Source organism: Actinoplanes sp. NPDC051475, from assembly GCF_040689425.1.
Lineage (GTDB): Bacteria > Actinomycetota > Actinomycetes > Mycobacteriales > Micromonosporaceae > Actinoplanes.
The window spans coordinates 508,262-528,086 of the sequence record NZ_JBFAZZ010000001.1 but is presented as its reverse complement, the minus strand read 5'-3'; the positions used below and the strand labels follow the sequence as shown (position 1 = coordinate 528,086).

The window sequence follows — 19,825 nt, the reverse complement described above, 5'->3', positions numbered from 1 at the left end:
TCCGGCCTCAGCCGGCGGCCGCGGTCGCCCGCAGGACGTTCTCCGTGATCGCTTCGGTGATCCGCGGCCAGAGCTCGCGCGGCAGGTCGTGTCCCATGCCGGGCACGGTCAGCAGCCGCGCGTCCGGGATCGCCGCTGCCGTCGCCCGGCCGCCGCTCACGCCGACCAGCGGATCGTCCTCACCGTGGACGACCAGCGTCGGCACCTTCACCTGGCGCAGGCCCGGCGTCCGGTCGGGCGAGGCGATCACCGCCGCGTACTGCCGCAGCGTCCCCAGCGGACGGTAGGCCCGGTCGTACTTGGCCGCCGCCCGGCGCAGCAGCTCCTCCTCGGCGGCGGGGAAGCCCGGCGAGCCGATGACCCGGGAGCCGGCGACCGCGGCGGCGAGGACCTCCTCGCGGCTGCCGGCGGGCGGCCGGCCGAGCAGCGCGGCCGCCTCCGGGGTCGAGCGGCCCACGGTGCGGTCGCCGGTCGTCGACATGATCGAACAGAGGCTGGCGACCCGGTCGGGGCGGTCCACGGCGAGCTGCTGCGCGACCATGCCGCCCATCGACGCACCCACCACGTGGGCCGAGGTGATGCTGAGCGCGTCGAGCAGGCCCGCGGTGTCGGCGGCCAGGTCGGCAAGCAGGTACGGCACCGACGACCGGTCGCCGGCCATCAGCGCGGCGAAATCGGGAATGCCCAGGTCGTCCAGCTGCGTGGACAGACCCGCGTCGCGATTGTCGAAGCGGACCACGCGCAGCCCCTGCCCGGCGAGCAGGTCGCAGAATTCCTGCGGCCAGTCGATGAGCTGCGCTCCCAGGCCCATGATCAGCAGCAGCGGGGGTGCCGCCGGATCTCCCAGGGTCTCGTACGCCAGCTCGACGCCATTGGTCCTCGCTACCGCCACGCCTCCACCTCTCGCCGTCCGTGTGCAGGCCGGTCGCCGTCAGCGGGCGGCCACCAGGCAGCGCTCGACCCGGTCGGCGACCGCTGACAGGTACGGGCCGCGCAGATGGTCGACCTTAGCGTTGTACGAGGCGGGTCCGTGCCGGCGGAGCATCTCGTCGTGCCGGTCGGTGGCGCTCACCCGGTCGCCGCGCGGGCCCACCGTCTGGTCGGCATAGGTCAGCGCGTCCGACATGAGGCCTTCCGCATACGGGTACGCGGAGAGCCGCTCCGCCAGCCCCCGCGCGGCCGCGACGAACCGGGCCCCGGAATGGTGGGCGACCTGCGTGGCGATCGACAGGGGCCAGCCCCGGCCGGCGAGGTGGTCCGCGCCGTCCAGCGGGTGGAAGCCCGTGACGACGGCCGGGGCGGCGTACCCGATGTCGTGCAACCAGGCGGCGCACACCAGGACGTCGGGGTCGAGATCGAGCGCGGACGCCAGCTCGGCTGCCCGCCCGGCGACGCCGACGGTGTGCCGCCAGCGATCACCCATCGTGCCGAGCAGCGCGAAGGCGACCTCGCGGGCGGCCGTGGCGAGGGCGGGGGTGCGTACCGTCATCGGCGGATCGTCGTCCCCGAAGGTGAACGGAAGCTTGCGGGGCCGTGCACGGTGACTGAATCACCCGCTAGGGCAACACGGGGACGATGGGCCCTGGCCGCGGCGGCTGAAAAGCGCCATGCTGAGGGGGAACGCCCCCGTACGCGTCAGCGGAGGGACGGGTGAGCCATGACCACCTCTGGACTTTCCGGCACCGGCATCCGCGCCGGCGATGTCGCCGCGGCGATTCTCGAGCTGACCCGGGCGGGACGGCGGACCGCGGCCGCCGGGGACCCCGGTGAGGCCGTCGTGGTGCCGGGGTGCGCCCGTCCGGCGCCACGGGCCGCGGTCGTCGCGGCGGTCGACGACGACGGCGACCCCGGCCCGGTCGTGCGGTACGCCGCAGCCGAGGCCCGCCGCCGCTCCGTACCGTTGCGGGTCGTCCACGTCTGGGGCGTGCGCGGCACGACCAGGGACGCACGGGACGCCATGTACGACGCCGACCGCCTGCTGTCCGCGGTTCTCTACGACAATCTCGGCGAGAGCGACGCCGCGTCCGCCGAGCGCGAGATCCTGCACGACGATGATCCGGCCCGCGCGCTGTGCGCGCTGAGCGCCGGCGCCTCGCTGCTCGTCGTGGCGGCCGGCGCCGGTGGCGAACCGCTCGGGCACACCGTGCAGGCCCTGATCGGCGTGACCCGGTGCCCGCTGGCCGTGCTGCCACCGGCGAGCACCGGAACCGTTCGGAAAGGCGCCTCGACACGGGAGGAACGATGATCGCGCACACCGGAGATCGGCTCGTCTTCAAGGGCATCCACGTCGGCGACCCCCAGCGGGTCGGCGTCATCGTGGACGTACCCCACCCGGACGGCACCCCGCCGTACCGGGTCCGCTGGCTCGACACCGACCACGAGGCACTGGTGTTCCCAGGTCCGGAGGCACACGTGGAGTCCCCGCACTGAACCCTTTCTCGCGAGTCCCGCACACTGTCAGGCATGCAGGATCGACAAGGACCCCTGGCGGGCGTCCGGGTGGTCGAGCTGGCCGGTCTGGCCCCCGCGCCCTTCGGCGGCATGCTCCTCGCCGACCTGGGCGCGGACGTGGTGCGGGTGGACCGGACCGGCCCGTCCGCCGCGGACTCCCTCGCTCCGCCCTCCGGCGGGCCGCTGCAGCGCAGCCGCCGCGTGACCGCGCTCGACCTCAAGTCGCCGCCGGGGGTGGCCGATCTGCTGCGCCTCGCCGATCACGCCGACGTCCTGATCGAGGGTTACCGGCCGGGCGTCGCCGAGCGCCTCGGCTTCGGCCCCGAGGTCTGCCTGCGGCGCAACCCCCGTCTCGTGTACGCCCGGATGACCGGCTGGGGCCAGCAAGGGCCGCTGGCACACCGGGCCGGCCACGACATCGACTACATCGCGGTGGCCGGGGCGCTGGACCCGCTCGGACGCGCCGGCCAGGCACCGCACGCGCCGCTGAACCTGCTCGGCGACTTCGCCGGCGGCGGGATGCTGCTGGCGGTGGGCGTGCTCGCCGCCCTGTTCGAGCGCGAGCGCTCCGGCGCCGGGCAGGTCGTCGACGCCGCGATGGTCGACGGCTCGGCGCTGCTCACGGCGTTCCTGCACGGGCTGATCGGCGCCGGACGGTGGACCGGGCCGCGGGGCACCAACCTGCTGGACGGCGGCGCACCGTTCTACGACACGTACGCCACGGCTGACGGCGGGTTCATGGCCGTCGGCGCGCTCGAGCCGGCGTTCTACGCGAACCTGCTCGCGGGGCTGGACCTCGGCGACGGCCCCGGCCTGCCGGACCAGTACGACCGCGGCGGGTGGCCGGTGCTGCGGCAGCGGTTCACGGAACGGTTCGCGCGGCGTACCCGGGACGAGTGGACGGCGATCTTCGACGGCCGGGATGCCTGCGTGGCGCCGGTGCTCTCGCCGGCCGAGGCACCCCGGCATCCGCACAACCGCGCCCGCGGCACCTTCGTGGCGGTCGGGGACGAGACGCAGCCCGCGCCGGCGCCGCGCTTCGGCCGGACGCCGGCCGCCCCGCCGCGGCCGGCGCCGGATCCGGGCCGGGACCGTGTCGAGGTCTCGGCCGTGCTGCGGGATTGGGCGTCCTGAGCCGGCTCACCAGTCGAACTCGAGGCCCCGTGCCGTGCCGCCGGGCAGCAGGGAACGCCCGGTGTACCGCCAGCTCTCCACCACCACGTACCGGTGCCCGTGCGGCGCGGAGAGGTCCGCCGGCCCGCACGTCTGCTGCAGCGCGAAGTCGGTGAACATCAACCCCTGGCACGTGTACGGCCCCGCCACGACCTCGTCGGTACCGGCGTCCTGCACCGTCAGGGAGACGTCTGCCTGCACCCCGGGCGTCGCCTCCATGTGACCCACGACCCGCACCTCGGAGCCCAGGGCGTGGCACGGCTGGGCGAGGACCGGGTGGCCGACGTCCCACTCGTACTCGTCACCGCACCGGTACGGCCCGAAGGCGACCTGGGCCTGCCCGCCCACCTTGCCGGCACCGGTGTCCACATCGGCACCGGCCGACGCCGCCACCCGCGGACCGGCACCGTCCTCCCGCGTAGCGTGTGCGGCGAGGCTGGGCGGGTCCTTCGCCGCCCCGGCCGCCGCGGCCGCCTCGACCGCGGGCGCCGCCCCGGTGGCCGTCGTCGCCGCCGGCAGCGCGGACCGGTCCGGCAGCACCGCGGGAACGGCATCCGGTAGCACCGATTGGTTGCCGGCCGCCCGGTTCTCCCGCACCTGCCACACGCTGTACCCGCTGAGGGCGGAGCCGGCGAGCGCGCCCGCGATCAGCACGGCCATGGCGCCCCGACGGCCCCAGGCCCAGCTGTGGGGGCGGTTCGGCGGCCGCCGCTTCGGCCGGGCCCGGACGCTGCGCGCCGGCGTCACCGCGGACACCGCGGACGCGGCGCTTGCGGGATCCACCGGCGGCGCCGACAGCGCCGGCACGCCGGCCAGCTCGTCGCGCAGCTCACGCAGCGTCAGCTCCAGCTCCGCCGCGGACGGGCGGGCCGCCGGGTCCTTGTCCAGGCACCGGCCGATCACCCGCCACACCGGCTCCGGCATGCCCTCCGGGCGCCGGGGCGTGTCCTCGAGGTGGCCGCGCAGCACGGCGAAAGGCTCACCCGTGTACGGCGTGCGGCCCGCCACCAGTTCGAAGAGGACGATGCCCAGGGCGTAAACGTCGGCGGCGGGCGTCGCGTCCCCGCCGCTGATGGCCTCCGGGGCCATGTAGTGCGGGGTGCCGATGACCGCGTGCGGGGTCGTGACCCCCGGCGCGTCCAGCACCCGGGCGATGCCGAAGTCGGTGAGGCGTACGTCGGCACGCTCGGCCCGGACGTGCAGCATGATGTTGTCCGGCTTGACGTCGCGGTGCACCACCCCGAGCGAATGCGCCTGGGTCAGCGCCGCGGCGACCTGCGCCAGCAGCCGCGCCGCCTCGGCCGGCTCCAGCGTGCCGGCGTCCCGCAGCCGTTCCCGCAGGTTGCCGCCGCCCACGAAGTCCATGGCCAGAGCCAGCGACTCCCCCACGCTGAACAGGTCCCGGACGCCGACGATGTGCTCGTGCCGCAGCATCTTGAGGATCGACCGCTCCTGCACGAACCGGGTCACGAGCTTGGGCTGCCGCAGCAGGCCCTCGTGCAGCAACTTCACCGCCACCTGGTCGCCGGACGCCTGCTCCAGGCCGCGCCAGACCGTCCCGGTGGCGCCGTGCCCGACCGGGCAGATCAGGACGTACGCGTTCCCGACGCAGCGCCCGCTGAGATCCATCGTCGCGGCCTCGTCGCTGGGCGCTGAGGGGATGTACGACACGTGATGTCGGGTCCTTCCGTCTTCTGGCGGCGTCGACCGTCCACGCCGAAGGCTCGGCGGGGGCGCCGACGATCGTGGCGGCCGGTACGCGCGACGACAAGGGACGGACGCCCGAACTCCCGCCAGCCGCGACCCTCGCCGGCCGGCCGTCACCGCGTCCCGGCGGGCTCGTTGGGCAGGGTTGCGCCGCCGCCACGATGTGGCGTTCGTCGCTTGTCCCGGCGCCGAGGCCCGACGGGACTAGCATCCGATCAGCACCATCGTTCAGCGTGCTCCGGGGTCGGTGAAAATCCGAACCGGCGGTGACAGTCCGCGACCCGACCGCAGCCGGCGGCCGGTTGACCCGGTGGAATTCCGGGACCGACGGTGAAAGTCCGGATGGGAGGCGGCACGCGGACGATCACTTACCCGCGTGCGCGGTCGCTCCCCGGCGTGCACCTCTGTCGTACACGGAGGTGATCCGGATGGATTCGCTGAACACCCTGCTGACCGCGTTCTACGACGCGAAGTGGCAGGTCACCGACACCCAGGCGATCTACTACCGGGAGATCGTCGGCAACGCGTTCGGGCTCGGCTCGGCCCTGTTCGGCCTGCGCCGCAACGCCTGGGCGTGGCCGGTCGGCATCGTCGGCAACGTCCTGCTCTTCACGGTGTTCCTGGGCCAGGCGGTCGGCAACGACCAGGGCACCCCGCTCTACGGCCAGGCCTCCCGCCAGGTCTTCTTCATCGCCACCAGCATCTACGGCTGGTGGCGCTGGCGCCGCAACCGCCACGCCCCCGGCGGCGCGGCCGTGGTGCCGCACTGGGCGACCCCCCGCCAGCGAGCGGTGGTCCTGACGCTGGCACTGTCCGCGGTGGTCCTGTGCTTCTTCGTCTTCCGCGCCGTCGGGGCGGGATTCCCGGTCCCCTGGTGGTACTACCTCGCCGACTCCTGGATCTTCGTGGGCTCGATCCTGGCGACGTACGCGATGGCGCGCGGCTGGGTCGAATTCTGGCTCTGCTGGATCGCGGTGGACCTGGTGGGCGTGCCCGAACTGCTGCACTTCCGCTACTATCCGTCAGCGGTCCTGTACGCGGTCTACGCGGGATTCGTGATCTGGGGCTTCATGGTGTGGCTGCGGATCTCCCGGACGGCACAGGCTCAGCGGATCGACTCCCCCGCCATGGAGACCGTCGCGTGACGCCGTCGTAGCACCACCACCACAGCAACCCCGATGACCATGAGCAGTACGCCTCCGCCCGCGACGGCTGCGGCGGCGCTCCCCGTGACGGGAAGTCCACCGCCTCCACCGCCGAGGCTGACCGTGATGGGGGCGCTGTTGTCGCCGGCGTACCGGTCGACGGACTTCCCGTCGTCGAGCATGCTCAGGCCGACCGAGCCCTTGCCGTCGCGAACGCCGGGGGCGACCCGCACCGTGAAGGTGAACGACAGGCGCTGTCCGGGCCGCAAGAGCAGCGACTGAGGCGTGCAAACGTAATCCGGCGGCCTCGAGCCGAAGGACTCGGCGGCGGCCATCGACGGGGGCGGCCCGGACGGTTCGTCGCCGCCGAACAGCGTCGAGCAGCGCTCGTCGGCCCGCACGATGGCGACTCCCCGCGGCAGGGTGACCTCGATCCATGGCAGGTTGTTCACGAACGGCGGGTAACGCAGCGTACCGGGACCGCGGTTGACCAGCCCGAGGTTGATGGTGCGCGCCTCGCCCGGTGAGCCGGTGATGGTCGCCCCGATCGCGACGACGTCGGCTCGCCGGTTGCCGGTGACGGTGACCGTGCTGAACGTGCCGTTGTCGTCGCCGTCGACGTCGGCCTGCGGCACCTCCGCCGCAGCCGATGCCACCTCGACCAGCTCCAGGTCGGGGCCGGTGCCCTGCCGCCCTCTCCCCAGGCCGGGCAGCATGTCCTGCCAGTCCTGCCACTCGGCCCGGGTCAGCCACTGCGCGTCCATCCCGGTCTTGCTGCCGGCGGCCGCATCACGCGGAACCTGAAGCATGAACTGCTCAGAGGTCTGGTACGTCCGCCCGGCGGCCAGCGTCGTGTCGAAGGCGCAGGCGACGCCGTTGTTGTCGTCGTCGTACGTGCAGTTGCCGAAGTCGGTGCCGGCCATCGCACCCTCGCCGTTGACCGCGAGGGTCAGACCCTGGACATCGCGGGAGCCGGTGTTGCGCACCTGGGGGCGCAGGACGGCGCTACCGCCGGGTGCCACCGACGACGACGGCGGATCGATCGCCGTGAGGTTCACCCCTTCGCCGAGCCGAATCCTGGAGGTCTCGGTGGTGGTAGGCCCGTCGTCGGCCCGCGCCGTGACGGTGAGGGCGCCGGTGTCGCCCGCCGCCGCTCCGGGCTTCGGCGTGAGGCTGATCATCACACTCGCGAAGGTGCCGATGCTGACCTTGCCGCTGTCGGGCAGGCTGAAAATTGGGTGCGGACCGGGCACGGTGCATCGCACGACGGCGCCGGTCGTCGAGCACGTCACCCCGGGATACACCTCCTCGACGGTCACGTCGGCAACCCCGGTAGCCGCCGACGTGTCGACGGTAAGGGTCTCTTGGTTCGCCCAGCCCGCGCGGTCGGAGGTCAGGAAGACGCCCAGATCGTCGTCGAGGGTGGGACCGCCGACGGGCAATGTGAGATCACGCAGGAAGACGTTCGCCGTGACCGTGTGGCCGGGTGCCGCGCTCGCCGGGAAGCCGAGCAGGGCGAATGTCGCCGTCGCCAGCATGGTCAAGGCAAGAAGGCGGCGCGGCCGGATCATGAATTCCCCTGATCGAGTCGGCGGTATGACTGGTCGAACTATCGCGAAACGGACGTTACCGCCGTCAGCGGTGCTCGTCCCGACATCCGCACGACAAGGCCACCTTCGCGATCCGGCGCCGGAGGCGCTCAGGTCAGGGGCGCGTACCAATGCGCTCCGGTGAGGAGGATCCGGGTGTCCTGGTCTCCGTTCCACTCGACGCGCATGCCGTTTCTCCGAAGTACCGGAAAGACAAGCTCGTTCAGCATGCGCTCGACGTCGGCCTCGTACTTGGCTCGCTTCTCATCCGTCGACAGGGCGTCGAAGGAGGCCCTGTCGAAATCCGGGGGCGGATAGGCGCCGTAGCCGAGGTAGACCGAGCCGTCCGGACTTGCCACCAACGACTCGGTGTCTTGCTGGTGAAACCAGAGGTATCCGCGCCACTGCCGGGAGTCGTCGCGCTCGTCGTGGATCTCGGCAGCGGCGCAGGTGCCGCAGCAGCTGAAATTCTCCCTTGCCAGCACGCCGAGCCGGTTGAGCTCGGCGAAGGCGAGGGTCAGGTTGCTCTGCACAGCACCCCATCCGCGCTGCTGGGCTCGCCGGGCGTCGAGCGCCCTCTCGTAGGACGCCGCGAGCTCCTCGTCGGTGAGGCCGTGGCGCTGCTCGTCGTCATCGAGGTAGTACACGAACTCTTGGGCGTCGAGCTCCCCGCGCACGATCCAGGACCAGATCTCGTCCTCGATCTCGGTGCGAGCCGGTTCCTTGATCCGCTCAGGCAGGAACCTGACGCCGTCGGGGCGATCGTTGTAGGGCCATTCGCTCACATCGGCGATCATCACACGAGCGCCTCGAGGGCGGTGAGGCGGCCCGAGCGTCTCCGAGCCTTACTTACCGGCCGCGACGTAGGTGCGAAAAGCATCCACCGCGCGGCCGGTCAGGGCCGTCCCGTGGCCGAAGACGGCGTGCTCGAACTCGAGCGCGGCGAGCTTCTCGACGCTGCGCCGCTGCTGGGCGAGGTCCACCGAGACCATCTTGGGGGTGCTGCCGACCTTGCCGCCCCGGCCACCGGCGGCCGCGTCGCCGGCGAAGAGGATGCCGCCGTCGCGGTCCAGCAGGTACGACAGGTGTCCCGGCGTGTGCCCGGGGGTGTGCAGGGCGGTGAATCCGGGCAGCGGCGTGGCGCTGTCCGTGGTGATGATGTCGTCCACGGGGGCCGGTTCGGCCTTGCCCAGGAACAGGCCGACGAGCCGGACCACGGGGTGGGGCATGAACGCCTTGGCCTCGCCCGTCACGTACGGGACGTCGTCGCGGTGGGCGACCACGCGGGCGCCCGAGCGGCGGCGGACCTCGGCGAGGCCGCCGGTGTGGTCGACGTGGTGGTGGGTGAGCAGGATCGTGGTGACGTCACCGATCTTGCGCCGGATGTCGTGCAGCGCCCGGCCGATCCGCGCGGAGCGACCCGGGAGTCCGGTGTCGACCAGCACGACGCCGTCGTCGGTCACCACCAGGTGTACGTGGACATAGCCGATGCCGACCTCGAAGACGCCGTCCACCACTTCGCGCATGGCGCGATCATGCCACCCCGGACCGCGCCCGCCCGCGATCCGCGCCGGGACGCCGCCCGATCGAGCCGCCACTTGGCGACGCCGGCGCCCACGGGAATTGATCGCTCGCCATCAAGAGGCCGTCCCTGTTCAACGCGTCCGACCTGCACACACCGCGCCTGTCAATGCGATTGGCCGTCGGCGATCGCGCGCAGAGCCGCAAGGTGGCGAGCCATCGCCTCCCGACCGGCCGGCGCGAGCGTGAGCCAGGTCCGCGGCCGTTTGCCGACATAGCCCTTTTCGACCGTCACGTAACCTGCTTCCTCGAGCATGGACACCTGCTTGGAAAGCGCAGCCGCGGTGAGTTCTACGGTGTCGCGGACAAGCGCGAACTCCGCTCGATCCACTTCGGAGAGAAACGCCATGATGGACAGCCGGATCGGGGCGTGGATCAGCGGATCAAGGCTGTGGCGAGGGTGGACTCCGGTCACCGGCCCACCCACCACGCGGCGGCCGCCCACACCGAGAAACCGGCGGCGGCACCGATCGGATACGCCACCGGATAGTCGATCCCGACTGCCATCGTGAGGCCGAACACCACGGACCACGCCAGGATGGTCAGGATCTGCGTACGCCGGGGTATCGCGCGCACCGGCTGGCGTCGTAGCCAGGTCCCGAACAGCACGACGAGCAGGGCGTACCACAGTCCCCACCACGCCGACGATATCCAGGGCGAGACCGCCCAGACGGCCAGCACGGAACCGGCCGACACGGCGCCGAAGCCGAGCAGGTAGCGCCGGGCCCAGCGGCCTGCGGCTCGGCGGCCGGCGGCACGTGCCTGCTCGGCAGCATCAAGAGCCGCGCGTGCCTGTGTGTTGTCGAAAATGTTGTCGGTCATGTCGCCCCTTGGTTCGCCGGACCTTCCGGCTCCAAGTTAGTAACTAGTTTCCGTCTTGGCAACTAGTTCCTGCCCAAGGCCCCCCAGACTGCTCGCCGGGATCGTGGCGACCGCTTTCCTGATGGGCGGCAGACGACATCCCATGTCGCCGCTGCGGAGGAATGCCAGGGCGAGCGCTTGGGCGGCCGGCGCGGCGGGTCAGCTCTTGGTGACCCAGGTGGGGTGGGCCTGGACGAACTCGTCCACCCGGTCGTTCTTCACCGCCTTGAGCAGCTCCTGGCTCGTCTTGCTCAGGATCTCGGCGCTGCCGACGCCGGGGATCGTGCGGCTGTTGAAGGTGCCGTTGTTGGTTTTGATGGTGACCAGGTCGTCCGGGCGGACGGCTCGCATGGCGAAGACCCAGTCCTGCAGGGGGATGCCGCCGTCGTCGACCGTCATCGTCTTGCCGAGGGCTTTGAGCAGGCCGGGCAGTTTCGCCGGGGAGTTCAGGCCGCTGCCGGCGATGTTCTTGAGGACCGCCTTGAGGAACTGTTGCTGGTGGCGCTGGCGGCCGTAGTCGTAGTCGCCGTCGGCGAGCAGGTCGCGCTGGCGGACGAAGTCGAGTGCCTCGGCAGGGGTGAAGCAGTGGTCTCCCTTGCGGTAGATGTTCGGGGTCACGCCGCTGATCCGGTGGTTCACCGTGCCGTCCGGATTGATTTTGTACGGCGCGGCGCGCTTGCCGGTGCGGTTGTCGGTGCCGACGTGGATCGAGGCGGTGTCCTCGTCGACGTACATGCAGACCTTGCCGAGGACGTCGACGACGTGGCGGAAGCCTTGGAAGTCGATGATGGCGCCGGCGTCCGGGGTGATGCCCGTCAGGTCCTGGACGGTCTCGGCGAGCAGGGTGAAGCCGCCGGTCAGGGCCTCGTCACCGGTCAGTCCTCTGCTTCCGTACGCGAAAGCCGCATTGATCTTGTTCTCGCCGCCGGCGTAGGGGACCTTGCCGTTGTCGAAGCGCGGGATGCGCACGAGGGTGTCGCGGGGCAGGGAGATCAGGTAGGCCTTGTCGCGCTTCGCCGGGATGTGCAGCAGAATGATCGAGTCGGAGCGGGTGAGCTTGCTCGGGTCCTGGCCGGGGCGGGTGTCGAGGCCGGCCAGCACGATGGTCTTGGCGCCCTTGACGGTGACGTGTTCCGCCTCGGGCCGGGCCGGGAGCAGATTTTGCTTCTTCACCGTGTCGGTGGCCGAGCCGAGCAGCACGCGGGTGCCGGCGACCGCCGTGCCGCTGCCCAGCATGAGCAGTGCCCCGAGGACGAGGCACCAGCGCGCCCAGCGGGGTGAGCGTCCTGTGCGGTGTCGCCGAATTCCTTTCACATCCTTGACGACGGATGTGGGACCCCGAAACGTTGCAGTGATCTCAGCGGCGGCGGGAGACGACCGACGATGCCAGCGCCGCGAGGGCCGTACGCGCGTCCGCGGTCAGCGGCGCCCGGTCCAGGGCCGCCGTGGCCGTCGCGGCGCGCCGGCGGATGAGGTCTTCGATGCCCTCGCGTGCCCCGGTCGCCTCGATGATCGCGCGGAGTTCCCCGGCGCCGGCGTCGTCGAGGGCCGGGTTGCCGAAGAGTTCCCGGATGCGGGCGCCCTGGGCGCGGTCGGCGCGGTCGCGGGCCATCGCCACCATCACGGTCGGCTTGCCCTCGCGCAGGTCGTCGATGACCGGTTTGCCGGTGACGGCCGGGTCGCCGAAGACGCCGAGGACGTCGTCGCGCAGCTGGAAGGCGTCGCCGAGCGGGTCGCCGAAGGCCTGCAGCGCGGCCTGGAGGTGCGCGGTCGCCCCGGCCAGGCCGGCGCCGATCTGCAGCGGCCGGGTGACGGTGTAGCGGGCGGCCTTCATCCGGATCACGGTCAGCGCGCCCGCCACCGAGCCGTCGCCCACGCCGGAGACCAGGTCGAGGTACTGCCCGGCGATGACCTCGGTACGCATCACCGTGAACAGGCGGTAGCCGCGGTGGATCCACTCGATCGGCAGCCCGGACTCGTGGAACATGTGGTCGGCCCAGGCGGCGCAGAGGTCACCGCAGAGCAGGGCGGCGCTGTGGCCGTACCGGACGGCCTCGCCCTTCCAGGAATGGCGGGCGTGCAGGTCGGCGAAGTGTCGGTGCACGGTCGGCTGCCCGCGGCGCAGGCTGCTGCCGTCCATGATGTCGTCGTGGATGAGGGCGAAGGCGTGGAACAGTTCGAGCGCCGCGGCGGCCGCCACGATCGGCTGGCCGTCGGGCTGGCCCGCGCCGCGCCAGCCCCAGTAGCAGAACATCGGGCGCAGCCGTTTGCCGTCGGCCAGGACGAACCGGCGGACCGCGTCGAGGACGCCCCGCGGGGTGCCGTCCGGCCAGTGCGGCCGCTGCCGGTCCAGGTACGCGATCAGCGCCGACTCGCACCGCCGCGCCAGGCCGGCCGCATCGGTCTCGGGGGCCATGTCCACGGTCATGAGGGCAGCCCGGCCAGCTCGAGCAGCAGACCCTTCACCTCGGTGGCGGCGATCTCGTCGCGGGCCGCCGAGGCGTCGGAGCAGAGCAGCACCGGGGCGTCCTGCGGGTCGGTGGGCAGGCGCCCGTGCGAGCCGCGGACCGCGCGCGCCCCCGCGTCCAGGCCGACCACGGTCATCGAATAGCGCATGCCGAGCTTCTTGCGCAGCAACGCGAGTGCCGCGCGGCCCTTGGCGGCGGCCGGTCCGGCGGGGTCGAAGAACAGTTCGGCGGGGTCGTACCCGGGTTTGCGGTGGATCTCGACGAGCCGGGCGAAGTCGGGCGCCGCCGCGTCGTCCAGCCAGTAGTAGTACGTGAACCAGGCGTCCGGCTCGGCGACCAGGACCAGCTCGCCGGAGCGTTCGTGGTCGAGCCCGTACGCGGCCTGCCCGGGCCGGTCCAGCACCTCGGCGACGCCGGGCAGGCCGGCGCACAGCTTGGCGACCGCGGGTACGTCGTCCGGCGACGCCACGTACACATGGGCCACCTGGTGGTCCGCGACGGCGAAGGCGCGGGAGGTCCACGGGTCGAGGTACTCCATCCCGGCCTGGGTGTAGACGTGCAGCAGGCCTTCGGCGCGCAGCAGCCGGTTGATGTCGACGGGACGCGAGACGTCCGTGATGCCGTACTCGGAGAGGGCCACGATGGTCGCGCCCCGGGCGTCCGCGGCGGCGAGCAGCGGGCCGAGGGTGGCGTCCAGCTCGGCGGCCGCCCGGGCGGCCTGGCGGGAGGAGGGGCCGTACCGTTGCAGGTCGTAGTCGAGGTGCGGCACGTAGACCAGGGTGAGGTCGGGGTCGTGCAGGGCCATGATGTGCTCGGCCGTCCGGCAGATCCACGCCGACGAGGCGATCCCCGCGTTCGCGCCCCAATAGCTGAACAGCGGGAAGGTGCTGAGCTCGTCGTGCAGCGAGGGCGGGTACGTGTAGCAGTCCGGGTCCTTGCGGCCGTCGGCGTGGTAGATCGGCCGGGGCGTGACGGTCCAGTCGACCTCGGCGCCCATCGCGTACCACCAGCAGACGTTCGCGACCGTGTAGCCCGGCACCACCGCGCGGGCCGCGTCCCAGACCTTCTCGCCCCGGACCAGGGCGTTGTGCTGGCGCCACAGGAACACCTCGCCGAGGTCGCGGAAGTACCAGCCGTTGCCGACGATGCCGTGCCCGGCCGGCATCGCGCCGGTGAGGAAGGTCGACTGCACCGAGCACGTCACCGCGGGCAGGACGGTGCCCAGTGAGGCCTGGAAGCCGAGGCCGGCGAGCCGGGACAGCCGCGGCATGTGCCGCAGCAGCCGCGGGGTGAGGCCGACGACGTCGAGGACCACGACGGGTTTCATGACGACACCCCCTGCGAGGTCGCGAGCCCGAGCGCGGTCAGCTGCGCCCGGGCGAAGAACAGTTCCGCGGCGATCCCGGCGGCCAGCTCCGCGGGGCCGTCCGGGCGGGACGCCGGCGGCAGCACATGCCATGTGTACGTCTCGACGTCGAAGTGGTCGCACTCCGCCGTGTCCCCGCCGACCAGCTCGCGCAGCGCGGTGGCGAGGACGCCGACCGTGGTCTGCAGCGGCGGCATCGGCGCCTCGTGCAGCGGCACGTGGAAGTGGATCCGCCACGGCTGCTCGTCGCCGCCCGGCGTGGCCAGGGCCTCGTCGAGATCGTCGGCGGACAGCCCGAACGGCCCGCGGGTCTGGTGCAGGAAGCGCGGCTCGACGTACTCCCGGAGCACCGCGGCGTCGCGTCGCGGGTCGGTGCTGGCCAGCGCCGCGGACACCTGGGTCTTGACCACCGGCAGCCCGGCCTCGCGCAGCCGGTCGAGCGCGAGCGCCGGTTCCTCCCACGCGCAGGCGAGATGGGCCAGGTCGAGGCAGACGCCCAGCACCGACGTGTCGGCCTCGCCGAGCAGCGCGACCGCCTCGGCGGTGTTCTCGATGATGCAGCCGGGCTCGGGCTCGAAGGCCACCCGGATCGGCCGCGGCATCCGGTGCAGGCCGCGGGCCAGCTCGTCGAGGCCGCGCCGGCAGGCGCTCGCCCGGGCCGCGTTCCACGGCTCGCGCCAGGCGAGCGGCAGCGTCGAGACCGACCCGCGTACGGCGTCGTCCGGCATCAGGTCGCTCAGGATCCGGGCCAGGTCCAGCGTGTACGCCAGCCGGTGCGACGTCGTCCAGTCCGGCTGATAGACCGCGTGCTTGACCACCGGCGCCTGGAAGGCCTGGTACGGGAACCCGTTGAGCGTCACCACCTCGAGCCCGCGCGCCGCCAGGGCCCCGCGCAGCCGCTGCCGGTCGGCGACGTCCGAGGCGAGCCCGGCGGCCACCGGCGCGGACAGCCACAACCCGAGCCCCAGCACGTCGGTGCCGAGCCGCTCCCGGATCGGTACGGCGTAGGTGTCGAGCTGATCCAGGATCCCCTCGAGAGTCTCGCCGGCGTGGACGTTGGTGCAGTACGACAGGTGCACGGTCTGCCCGTCGCGATGGCGCAGGCGCATCAGCTGCCTCCCCGGGTGATCGAGCTGCCCGCGTACGCCGGGCCGGGGCTGACCGGTTCCAGGTCGAGGCGCCCGGACTGGGCGTAGAACTCGATGGGGTTGCGCCACAGGACGCGGTCGACGTCGTCGGCGGTGAACCCGGCGTCGAGCATGGCCCGCCCGGTCTCGACGGTCAGCAGCGGATCCGAGTGGCCCCAGTCGGCGGCGGAGTTCACCAGGATCCGCTCGGTGCCGTACCGCTGGAGGATCTCCACCATCCGCGGCGGCGACATCTTGGTCTCCGGATAGATGGAGAAGCCCATCCAGCAGCCGGTGTCGCGGACCAGGCCGACGGTGACCTCGTTGAGGTGGTCGACGGCGACGCGGCCCGGTTCGATGCCGGCGGCGGCCACGACGTCCAGGGTCCGCCGGGTGCCGGCCGCCTTGTCGCGGTGCGGGGTGTGGACCAGCGCGGGCAGCTCGTACTGCACGGCGAGCTCGAGCTGCGCGGCGAAGGCCTCGTCCTCGGCCGGTGTCATCGAGTCGTACCCGATCTCGCCGACCGCGACCACGCCGTCCTTGTCCAGGTAGCGCGGCAGCAGGTCGAGCACGCCCTTGCAGCGCTGGTCGTTGGCCTCCTTCGGGTTCAGCGCCAGCGTGGCGTGGTGCCGGATGCCGAACTGCGACGCCCGGTACGGCTCCCATCCGAGCAGCGAGTCGAAGTAGTCGGCGAAGGAGCCCGGGTTGGTGCGCGGCTGCCCCAGCCAGAACGCGGGCTCGACCACGGCCCGCACGCCGTGCTCGGCCATCCTGCGATAGTCGTCGGTGGTCCGTGAGGTCATGTGGATGTGCGGGTCGAAGACGCGCATCAGTCCTCCTTGCGCAGCAGGTGCCGGTTGAGCAGCGCGAGAGCGTCGGCCGGCATGCGGCGCCCGGCGGCGGCGCGCTCCCGGGCCAGGGCGGCGAGCATGGCGGTGAGCTCGGCGTCGGCGCGGTCCTCGAGGCGGTCCACGACGCTGAGCGGGATCCCCATGAACACGCACTTGACGACGCCCTGGCGCCAGGTGCTCGCGTCCAGATGCGCCGCGTACGGCCCGAGCGCCGCCGCGACGAGCCGCGGGTCGTTCGTGCGCAGCGCGTCCTCCGCCAGCGGCACTCCAGCGTCGCCCATCTCGAGCAGGGGCAGCGCTTGCAGCACCGCCAGGCGTTCGGCCGCGTCGCCGTGCCAGTAGAGCTCCGCGATGCGCGCGGGATCGTCGAGCGCGGCCAGCAGCAGCACCCGCCCGGCCTGCCCGGCGGTCCATCCCGGCCGGTCCGGCACCGGCTGCCGGCCCAGCTTGCGCCCGGCCCGGGCGAAGAGCGGCGCGACGCTGTCCGGGTCGGCGCGCACGCGGGCCTCCGCGTCGTCAAGCCAGTCCTTCTCCGGTACGCCGGCAACCACGGCCCGCAACTCGTCGAGGGTCACTGCTGTGCCTCCTCTTCGGCGGCCCGGAGGAAGGCCAGCGACTGCCGGGCGACGGTCGGCGCCGCGTGGGAGTGCCGGGGCAGTTCGACGGCGACCAGGCCGCGGTATCCGCCGTCGATCAGGGCCCGCAGCACGGGCGGGAAGTCGATCTCGCCGGTGCCGAACTCGAGGTGCTCGTGCACCCCCCGGCGCATGTCGTCGATCTGCACATTGACCACGTACGGCGCCACGGCCGCGACGCACTGCGGCACCGGGTCCGGCTCGAGGCACCGGCAGTGCCCGATGTCGAGGGTGAGCCCGAACGCGGCCGGCGCGCCCAGGTCGGCGCGCAGCCGGTGCCATCCGGCCAGGTCCTCGACGAGCATCCCGGGCTCCGGCTCGAAGCCGACCGGGACCCCGAGCACCGCGGCCACGGCGGTGACCTCGGCGCAGCCGTCGACCAGCCGGCGCCAGGCGGTGCGCTCGTCGACCTCCGGCGGGCGTACGCCGGCCCAGAAGGACACCGCCTCGGCGCCCAGGTCGGCGGCGACGGCGACGGCCCGGCGCAGGAAGTCCAGCCGCAGCTTGCGGTCGTCGTGCAGCAGCGTGGGCGCGTGCTTGCGCCACGGGTCGAGCAGGTAGCGGGCGCCGGTCTCGACCACCACGCCGAGGTGGCGGTCGCGCAGCTGGTCGGCGACGGTGGCGACGCGCCGGGCCAGGGCGGGGGCGAACGGGTCCAGGTGATCGTGGTCGAGGGTCAGGGCCACGCCGCAGTAGCCCAGGTCGGCGATGACCCCGACGGCGTCGGCGAGCCGGTGGTTCGCGAAGCCGTTGGTGCCGTAGCCGTACCGCAGGGTGCTCATGTGGGGGAAACCCTGCGCGCGAGCAGCCTGCCGATCGGCACGGCGGCCGCGACGGCCAGCCCGGCGAGGGTACGGCCGGCACGCGCGGCCAGCGCACCCTGCAAGGCAGGCAGTGCGGTGATCCCGGCGCCGACGGCCGACCGGACCCGGGTGGCGGACGGGTCGCCGAAGAGGGCGGCCTGGGCACGGCCGAAAGCGGTGGCGTACTGCCCGGCGAGCAGCACGGCGGGGGTGCCTCCGCGGGCCGCGACGGCGCCGGTGACCGCGGCAGTGGTGAGCAGCGTCGCGGCGGGCAGCTCGCCGCCGGGGCTGCCCGCGACTTCGTGCCGGGACAGCGCCGTGACCGCGTACGTGTGCACGCCGATCACCGCGGCCGCCGGCAGGGCCCGGACGGGGTTGCCGGCGCCGGCCCCGAGCAGCACGTCGAGGGCCCGGCAGGCGGCCATCCCGGCGGGCCCGGCAGCCGTGTTCTTCAGTTGCAGGTCGTACGCCCACACCGCCGCGGCCAGTGGCATCGCGACGGCGAGGGCGCGAGGGCCGCCGGCCCGCCCGGCGACGGCCAGTCCGGCGGCGGTGAGCGCGGCGGCGATGCCCAGCGCGACCGGCGCGCTCACCCGGCCGGACGGGATCGGCCGTTCCGGGCGTTCCACCGCGTCGAGGTCCCGGTCCGCCCAGTCGTTGGCGGCCATCCCGGCCCAGTAGAGGCATACCGAGGCGGCCGCGAGCCCGGCGCTGCGGGGCCCCAGCGTGCCGGCGGCCGCGGCGCCGGCCACGACGTCGCCGGGCACCGACAGCGCGGCGGGCGCGCGGACGAGCTCGGCCAGGGTCCGCAGCGGCGCCTTCATCGGCCCAGGCCGGCGACGAAGCCGGCGAGCGCGTCCCACTGCGCGGCGAGGGCGGACGAGCCGTCGCCGAGCGGGTCCTTGAAGAAGAACCCGAGCTCGGGCAGGGCCCCGTGGCGCCCGGCGCGGTGCGCGGCGGCGGTCAGCCGGGCCAGATCCAGGACGAGCGGCGCGGCCAGCGCGGAGTCGCACCCGTGCCAGGTGAACTCCAGCCGCATGCCGGTGCCGAGGAAGCCGGCGAACGTGATCAGGTCCCAGGCGGTCTTGAAGTCGCCGATCTCCGGGACGTAGTCGATGCGGCTGGTCCCTTCCGGACGGTATCCGAGGGCGTCTCCGAGGACCCGCTGCTTGCTGGCCACCTTGGCGGCGTTCGCGGCCGGGTCGGCGAGGTTGGCGCCGTCGCCGCCGCCCAGCAGGTTCAGCCCCGACCAGCTCGTCACCCGCAGGTTGCGCTGCGCGAACATCGGCGCGAGCACCGACTTGACCAGGGTCTCCCCCGTTTTGCCGTCGTTGCCGGCGTACGGCACCCCGGCGCGGTCGGCGAGCTCGGCCAGGGCGGGCAGGCGCGCACCGGTCGAGGGGGTGAAGTCGACGAAGGAGCAGGCCGCCTCGAAGGCGGCGTACGCGGCCAGCGAACTGGGCGGCAGCACGGGTTGCGGGCCGTCCAGCGCCTCCCGCAGCGCGGCGAGCGACGCGTGGGCCGGGTGCGCCGCCGCGACCGGCTCGGTCGTGGCCACGTTGAGCACCACGACCCGCTCCAGCCCGTGCCGCTCCCGGAACTCGTGCAGATCCGCGGCGATGTGCCGCGCCGTGTCCGCCTGGGCGTCGCGGACCGGCAACGGTCGCAGGTCCTGCTCCGTGCGGCCCAGCTCGTCGGCGAGCGCGGCCACCAGCCGTCCCGGCAGCACACCCGCGGCGGCCAGCGTCTCGGCCTTCTTCAGCAGCGGCAGCGTGACCACGTCGTGGCCGCCGAGGACCAGGTCGGTCCAGGCGGGCAGCGGGGCGCCGCGCAGCTGCGGGAGTTCGGTGACGCAGCCGGTCGGTGCGACGAGGCGGGCCCGCAGCGCGGCGGCGCCGACGATCGCGGTGACGGCGACGGAGCCGCGTGCGCCGATCAACCAGATTCCGGTACGCATGCAGCATCCCTCCCGAGAGCGGACATAGACGCGCCTCGCGATAACACGACGTATCACCCGTGTTACGTGAAGCGACGCTAACCCAGCTCACGGGACAAAGGAAACCCTCGA

At 73.0% G+C, this 19,825-nt stretch carries 21 protein-coding genes and 1 riboswitch; of the genes, 4 read left to right on the top strand and 17 right to left on the bottom strand.

Annotation, left to right across the window (positions count from 1 at the left end; genetic code table 11):
* Positions 1-7: 7 nt before the first annotated feature.
* Together AB0368_RS02385 and AB0368_RS02380 are read right to left on the bottom strand one after the other, a co-directional pair.
* On the bottom strand, positions 8-892 hold the full coding sequence (locus AB0368_RS02385) for an alpha/beta hydrolase (protein ID WP_366151949.1): 885 nt from the start codon (positions 890-892) through the stop codon (positions 8-10).
* A gap of 39 nt (positions 893-931) precedes the next feature.
* Positions 932-1,489 carry an HD domain-containing protein gene (locus tag AB0368_RS02380; RefSeq protein WP_366151948.1) on the bottom strand — a complete coding sequence of 186 codons (558 nt, stop codon included), beginning with the start codon at positions 1,487-1,489 and terminating at the stop codon, positions 932-934.
* A 168-nt stretch (positions 1,490-1,657) separates the two neighbouring features.
* On the opposite strand from AB0368_RS02380, the gene AB0368_RS02375 reads away from it, so the two are divergent.
* Genes AB0368_RS02375 through AB0368_RS02365 form a run of 3 tightly spaced genes read left to right on the top strand, consistent with a single transcriptional unit; the run spans position 1,658 to position 3,585 of the window.
* Positions 1,658-2,245: a universal stress protein gene (locus AB0368_RS02375; protein WP_366151947.1), complete on the top strand. Its 588-nt coding sequence runs from the start codon at positions 1,658-1,660 to the stop codon at positions 2,243-2,245.
* Positions 2,242-2,430 (top strand): DUF1918 domain-containing protein, encoded by a 189-nt coding sequence (locus AB0368_RS02370; protein ID WP_366151946.1) that lies wholly within the window; start codon positions 2,242-2,244, stop codon positions 2,428-2,430. Before AB0368_RS02375 ends, AB0368_RS02370 begins: the two co-directional genes overlap by 4 nt.
* A gap of 33 nt (positions 2,431-2,463) precedes the next feature.
* Positions 2,464-3,585: a CaiB/BaiF CoA-transferase family protein gene (locus AB0368_RS02365; protein WP_366151945.1), complete on the top strand. Its 1,122-nt coding sequence runs from the start codon at positions 2,464-2,466 to the stop codon at positions 3,583-3,585.
* Between the two features lie 6 nt (positions 3,586-3,591).
* Here the strand turns inward: AB0368_RS02365 and AB0368_RS02360 are convergent, their stop codons facing one another.
* Positions 3,592-5,295 carry a serine/threonine-protein kinase gene (locus tag AB0368_RS02360; RefSeq protein WP_366151944.1) on the bottom strand — a complete coding sequence of 568 codons (1,704 nt, stop codon included), beginning with the start codon at positions 5,293-5,295 and terminating at the stop codon, positions 3,592-3,594.
* A 265-nt stretch (positions 5,296-5,560) separates the two neighbouring features.
* Positions 5,561-5,691, top strand: a riboswitch (FMN riboswitch).
* A 68-nt stretch (positions 5,692-5,759) separates the two neighbouring features.
* Between AB0368_RS02360 and AB0368_RS02355 the strand changes: the two genes are divergently transcribed.
* Positions 5,760-6,476, top strand: coding sequence for a nicotinamide mononucleotide transporter family protein (locus tag AB0368_RS02355; protein WP_366151943.1), 717 nt, complete (start codon positions 5,760-5,762; stop codon positions 6,474-6,476).
* On the opposite strand, the gene AB0368_RS02350 is transcribed toward AB0368_RS02355, so the two are convergent.
* From AB0368_RS02350 to AB0368_RS02285, 14 genes are all read right to left on the bottom strand, one after another.
* Positions 6,437-8,047 (bottom strand): hypothetical protein, encoded by a 1,611-nt coding sequence (locus AB0368_RS02350; protein WP_366151942.1) that lies wholly within the window; start codon positions 8,045-8,047, stop codon positions 6,437-6,439. The two genes, AB0368_RS02355 and AB0368_RS02350, sit on opposite strands and share 40 nt — an antisense overlap.
* 128 nt (positions 8,048-8,175) lie before the next feature.
* Positions 8,176-8,850, bottom strand: coding sequence for a hypothetical protein (locus AB0368_RS02345; protein WP_366151941.1), 675 nt, complete (start codon positions 8,848-8,850; stop codon positions 8,176-8,178).
* A gap of 60 nt (positions 8,851-8,910) precedes the next feature.
* Positions 8,911-9,591: an MBL fold metallo-hydrolase gene (locus tag AB0368_RS02340; RefSeq protein WP_366151940.1), complete on the bottom strand. Its 681-nt coding sequence runs from the start codon at positions 9,589-9,591 to the stop codon at positions 8,911-8,913.
* 161 nt (positions 9,592-9,752) lie between these two features.
* Positions 9,753-10,061 (bottom strand): transcriptional regulator, encoded by a 309-nt coding sequence (locus AB0368_RS02335; protein WP_366151939.1) that lies wholly within the window; start codon positions 10,059-10,061, stop codon positions 9,753-9,755.
* Entirely contained in the window at positions 10,058-10,468 is a 411-nt protein-coding gene (locus AB0368_RS02330; RefSeq protein ID WP_366151938.1) for a hypothetical protein, read from the bottom strand. Before AB0368_RS02330 ends, AB0368_RS02335 begins: the two co-directional genes overlap by 4 nt.
* Positions 10,469-10,666: 198 nt before the next feature.
* Positions 10,667-11,743: an LCP family protein gene (locus AB0368_RS02325; protein ID WP_366151937.1), complete on the bottom strand. Its 1,077-nt coding sequence runs from the start codon at positions 11,741-11,743 to the stop codon at positions 10,667-10,669.
* Positions 11,744-11,864: 121 nt separating this feature from the next.
* A complete protein-coding gene (locus tag AB0368_RS02320) occupies positions 11,865-12,935 on the bottom strand; it encodes a polyprenyl synthetase family protein (protein WP_366151936.1) in 1,071 nt (356 codons plus the stop codon).
* The gene (locus AB0368_RS02315; protein WP_366151935.1) at positions 12,932-14,302 is read right to left on the bottom strand and encodes a nucleotide pyrophosphatase/phosphodiesterase family protein; all 1,371 of its coding nucleotides are present in this window, start codon (positions 14,300-14,302) and stop codon (positions 12,932-12,934) included. Before AB0368_RS02315 ends, AB0368_RS02320 begins: the two co-directional genes overlap by 4 nt.
* Entirely contained in the window at positions 14,299-15,450 is a 1,152-nt protein-coding gene (eboE, locus tag AB0368_RS02310; protein WP_366151934.1) for a metabolite traffic protein EboE, read from the bottom strand. Before eboE ends, AB0368_RS02315 begins: the two co-directional genes overlap by 4 nt.
* Positions 15,450-16,298, bottom strand: coding sequence for a TatD family hydrolase (locus AB0368_RS02305; RefSeq protein ID WP_366151933.1), 849 nt, complete (start codon positions 16,296-16,298; stop codon positions 15,450-15,452). Before AB0368_RS02305 ends, eboE begins: the two co-directional genes overlap by 1 nt.
* Positions 16,298-16,894: an EboA domain-containing protein gene (locus AB0368_RS02300; protein WP_366151932.1), complete on the bottom strand. Its 597-nt coding sequence runs from the start codon at positions 16,892-16,894 to the stop codon at positions 16,298-16,300. The genes AB0368_RS02305 and AB0368_RS02300 overlap by 1 nt, the downstream gene beginning before the upstream one ends.
* Positions 16,891-17,736, bottom strand: coding sequence for a sugar phosphate isomerase/epimerase family protein (locus AB0368_RS02295; RefSeq protein WP_366151931.1), 846 nt, complete (start codon positions 17,734-17,736; stop codon positions 16,891-16,893). The genes AB0368_RS02300 and AB0368_RS02295 overlap by 4 nt, the downstream gene beginning before the upstream one ends.
* The gene (locus tag AB0368_RS02290; protein WP_366151930.1) at positions 17,733-18,581 is read right to left on the bottom strand and encodes an SCO3242 family prenyltransferase; all 849 of its coding nucleotides are present in this window, start codon (positions 18,579-18,581) and stop codon (positions 17,733-17,735) included. Before AB0368_RS02290 ends, AB0368_RS02295 begins: the two co-directional genes overlap by 4 nt.
* Positions 18,578-19,714 carry an inositol-3-phosphate synthase gene (locus tag AB0368_RS02285; RefSeq protein ID WP_366151929.1) on the bottom strand — a complete coding sequence of 379 codons (1,137 nt, stop codon included), beginning with the start codon at positions 19,712-19,714 and terminating at the stop codon, positions 18,578-18,580. The genes AB0368_RS02290 and AB0368_RS02285 overlap by 4 nt, the downstream gene beginning before the upstream one ends.
* Between the last annotated feature and the right edge of the window lie 111 nt (positions 19,715-19,825).